The sequence below is a fragment of the Thalassobaculum litoreum DSM 18839 genome, from assembly GCF_900102465.1.
Classification (GTDB): Bacteria; Pseudomonadota; Alphaproteobacteria; order Thalassobaculales; family Thalassobaculaceae; genus Thalassobaculum; species Thalassobaculum litoreum.
On sequence record NZ_FNBW01000019.1, the window covers coordinates 96,075 to 99,702 of the forward strand.

The window sequence follows — 3,628 nt, forward strand, 5'->3', positions numbered from 1 at the left end:
ACGCGCGGCTTCGCTCGCCGTGACGCTGCGCGCATGCGCGCGGTCACGCCCCGGATCGGGATCACCGAAGGCGCTCATGCCTTCCACCCAGGCCAGCACCGAGCCGCCCAACCCGAAGATCAGCAGCAAGGCACTGCTTAGCGTGCCGAACGCTGCAATCGGGTTGCTGGTGAAGGACAGCAGCGCATCGTCCAGCGTGCCTTCCGCCCGCGCCGTCGCCAGACTGCCGTGAAGCAGGATGATGGCCGCGATAAGCGGCAAGGAGCATAGGCGCGCCGCCCAGCGTTTTTGCAGGACGGGGCCGTTCGAGACCGGCGCGCCGACACCCAGGTTGAAGTGCCGTCCGATGAGGTGGCCGCCCAGAAACGCCGCGAGCAGGACCGCCGCGCCACTCGCCATCACCCCCAGCGTTACCCCGGCGGCGATGGTTGGTACGACACCGGACTGGAAGAAGACCGAGCCGGTGAGCAGTCCCTCACACACCATGAACACAAAGATCAGGATCATCGGCAGCGGTCGCACGGGCAGCAGATGCCCCGGCGCAAGGCCGCTCTCGTGCAGATACGCCTTGAGCCCGACCTTCCCCTCGGCCAACTCCGCATTGATCGCTTTCAGCGCATCCGATGCGCCGATGGCTATGGCGATGATCTGATCGGCAGCCGACGATGCGGAGGCCTCAATGCCCTTGATTGAGAATGCGCAGGCTTCCGCATCGTGGGTTACGATGTCGATCTGGTCGTCCCGGAGTGCGGCGCGGCTATCGGCAAGGTCAGCTATCGCCTCTTCGCGAATAGCCTCCGCGATATCGTCGACGGGTTCCCCGTCACGCGCACGGGCGACGGTCTCGGCATCAATGACCGGCGCGGCGCGTTTGCGCCGCCCAAAGCTGCCGATGAGGGATTCAACCCGGTCCCAAAACGACATCGCATTCCTCCTGATCGCGGGCGCACTGCGCCTTTCAAAATCGCGATCAGAAGGTTTTTGTTTTGGGAGGATGCTTAAGAGGTTGGCGGCAGCGTCAATGCCGCGCAAGCCAGCCTGCACCCGGTCTAAGCAGTTGTGGAAGCAAACCGGTCGACGGGCACCCCTAAATGCCTGAAACTGCGAAAAACCCCGGATACCGGAATCTCATGCCGACCGCCGCGTTCAGGGACGGATATGCCGGAGAGCCAGTTCAGCCGCGCCTCGAAGATCGACGATCAGGCACTGATCCGCCTCGTGTTCGCCTTCGCGCAGGGGCTCAGCATTCCGGCGGCGGCCCGCACGGCGGAGGTCACAGAGAAGACAGCGCGCCAGCACTACATTGCGCTCCGCGACCGGCTCCTCAAACCCAAGTTCAATCAATGGCACGGCCTGCACCGCACGTTGCCGGACGTCGCGGCCACGGAAGAAGAGCTGGTGCTGAAAAGCCAATTCCTTACCGTTCTCGCCGCCTGTTACGGCAACGCTACCTGCTATCGAAATTACACCGCCGGAAATCGCAAAAGCCGCCTCTGCAGCTCATGCCCGATCGGGGCGGTTTGGGTAGACCAGGAACGTATTGAGGAAGCGCTGAGCCTCGTGGACGTCGTCCATGCATTCTACAAACTGCTGCATATCAGGGGCGAAAAGCGGACAGAGCCCACGGTGCTGTTCATGAAGCGGCTGGTGCATACCGTGAGCGTGACGACGGCACGTGCGAACAGCAAGGCGCTCCCTGGCGGAATGTTTCTGCCGACCGACCAAACACCACTATCGGTTGGCGTGCTGCTCGATACGCTATTGACTGAATTGGCTGAGAATCCACTCTGAGCGAGCCCCCTCACTTCAGCGCGCGGTAGAGGGTGGAGGCATGAACGCCGAGAAGCGCCGCAACCTCTTCGCGGGTTCTCTGGCGCGTGGCGATCATCCGCCGGGCCTGCTGAAGCATATCCGGCGTTAACTTGGAAGGCCGCCCGACATGAACGCCGCGCCGCTGGGCGGACGCCATTCCGGCGCGCGTGCGCTCCGATATCAATTCCCGCTCGAACTCCGCCAGCGCCGCCAGCATGTGGAAATAGAACCGTCCCCCGGCGCAGGTTGTGTCGATCTGTTCCTGAAGGGAGCGGAACCCCACCCCACGTTCGCGCAAGGCATTGATGGTTTCCACCAGATGCGGCAACGAACGGCCCAGCCGGTCGAGCTTCCATACCACCAGCACGTCCCCCGCTTGTACCCGTCTCAGGGCTTTGCGGAGCCCGGGCCGTTTCACCGACGCGCCCGAGACACCGAAATCCTCATGGATAGCGCTGCACCCAGCTCCTTTGAGGGCGTGAAGCTGGAGGTCGAGATTTTGTTCCTCTGTGCTGACACGAGCATATCCAATATTCATGCAAGACACCCCCGCGTGCTCTGTAGGCATAAAATTTCGATAGATCAGTGACTTGGATTCACGCGTCCGGTTCCGGCAAAAGCGGTCCCTTTTGCAATCAGGAACTTCCAAGAAAATTGCATTCACTAAATTAAACGTAAATTAAGTATTCACTGTGATAATATAAATTGGTACAGTATTATAATCTTATATTGCAAAAGGGACCCGTTTTCAATGATCACATATAAAAAATCTTTATCTATTTTCGTTTTATCAGTTCTGGTTTTTATCGCCTCACCGGCGGCCTATGCCGATTGCTCCGATCCGGCGGGAAAGGCGGGAACCATGGATTATTTCACCTCCGATAGCGTTTATAAATTCTGCGACGGAACAGATTGGCACTCGATGAAGGGCGGAGCCGCCTCCGGTGACGACCTCGCCTCCAAAGATTACGTCGATACAGCAGTGGCTGCTGGGGGTGGCGCAGGGTCTCTAACCGCATGGGGAACCACAACGTGCCCGAGCGGATGGTCCACCGCGTATACCGGCCAAGCCGCAACGATGGGAAAGACTGAGATTAATTACAGTCCCCACCCTTCCGCATTCAGTTCAATAATCTGCATTTCGGGTGGTTTGTCATGGGGTCCTACAGGCAGTAATCGTGCAAAAACCTCGTGGTGGAATGGGAATAATGAGCAAGACGCTAGGGCACTGGTGTCGTGCGCAGTATGCGTGAAGTGATTATTTAAAAGTTTATTTTAACGATCAATGTAAACGCAAAAAGGCATAAAAAATATTTGAGAAAAAGGATAATATAGGATGATTTTACGCCGAAATATATTAAATACCGCCTTGTTGTTATTTTTGGGGTTGATCGCTTCACGCGGTGCGTACGCCACCTGCGCGGACCCGGAGGGAAATGAAGGGGAGATAACTTACAACACCACCTACAAAACCATGCAGTTCTGTGACGGCAGCAAATGGTGGAGCATGAAGGGCAGCATCACTGGCGATAGCCTTGCCTCCAAAGACTACGTCGACACCGCCGTCGCAGCGGGGGGCGTCAACGGGCGCTATCAATTGATGTGCACAAACTATGGAGTGTATTACAATAATATTACATGTCTTAGAATGGACACCCAGACGGGAAGCGTAATTTGTAAGGATAGAAGTCAACCGGGTGGCGGCGTGCAATGGGGAAATTGCTCGATTCCGTGGTAGTTTTAGGTCATTTTGTATTTTATTTATTTCTGACAGTTCTATGTTTTTATAGAATTATAGCGGATAGTGCTGCTGGAG

The 3,628-nt window shown here is 57.1% G+C and carries 4 protein-coding genes; 2 read left to right on the forward strand and 2 right to left on the reverse strand.

Going from position 1 to position 3,628, the window contains the following annotated elements; translation table 11 throughout:
- Window positions 1–924 (reverse strand): hypothetical protein (locus BLS34_RS26295; protein ID WP_215906200.1); only part of this gene is annotated, 924 nt, incomplete at its 3' end.
- 234 nt (window positions 925–1,158) lie between these two features.
- Between BLS34_RS26295 and BLS34_RS23130 the strand changes: the two genes are divergently transcribed.
- A complete protein-coding gene (locus tag BLS34_RS23130; RefSeq protein WP_093154241.1) occupies window positions 1,159–1,791 on the forward strand; it encodes a hypothetical protein in 633 nt (210 codons plus the stop codon).
- Between the two features lie 10 nt (window positions 1,792–1,801).
- On the opposite strand, the gene BLS34_RS23135 is transcribed toward BLS34_RS23130, so the two are convergent.
- A complete protein-coding gene (locus BLS34_RS23135) occupies window positions 1,802–2,350 on the reverse strand; it encodes a recombinase family protein (RefSeq protein WP_093154251.1) in 549 nt (182 codons plus the stop codon).
- A 798-nt stretch (window positions 2,351–3,148) separates the two neighbouring features.
- Between BLS34_RS23135 and BLS34_RS25625 the strand changes: the two genes are divergently transcribed.
- Window positions 3,149–3,550 carry a hypothetical protein gene (locus BLS34_RS25625; RefSeq protein ID WP_139189439.1) on the forward strand — a complete coding sequence of 134 codons (402 nt, stop codon included), beginning with the start codon at window positions 3,149–3,151 and terminating at the stop codon, window positions 3,548–3,550.
- The last annotated feature ends 78 nt before the right edge of the window (window positions 3,551–3,628 follow it).

What these genes read in the sequence shown, in the direction of transcription:
- BLS34_RS23130 (WP_093154241.1), top strand. Translation starts at nt 1,159, where the DNA reads ATGCCGGAGAGCCAGTTCAGCCGCGCCTCGAAGATCGACGATCAGGCA.
- BLS34_RS23135 (WP_093154251.1), bottom strand. Translation starts at nt 2,350, where the DNA reads ATGAATATTGGATATGCTCGTGTCAGCACAGAGGAACAAAATCTCGAC.
- BLS34_RS25625 (WP_139189439.1), top strand. Translation starts at nt 3,149, where the DNA reads ATGATTTTACGCCGAAATATATTAAATACCGCCTTGTTGTTATTTTTG.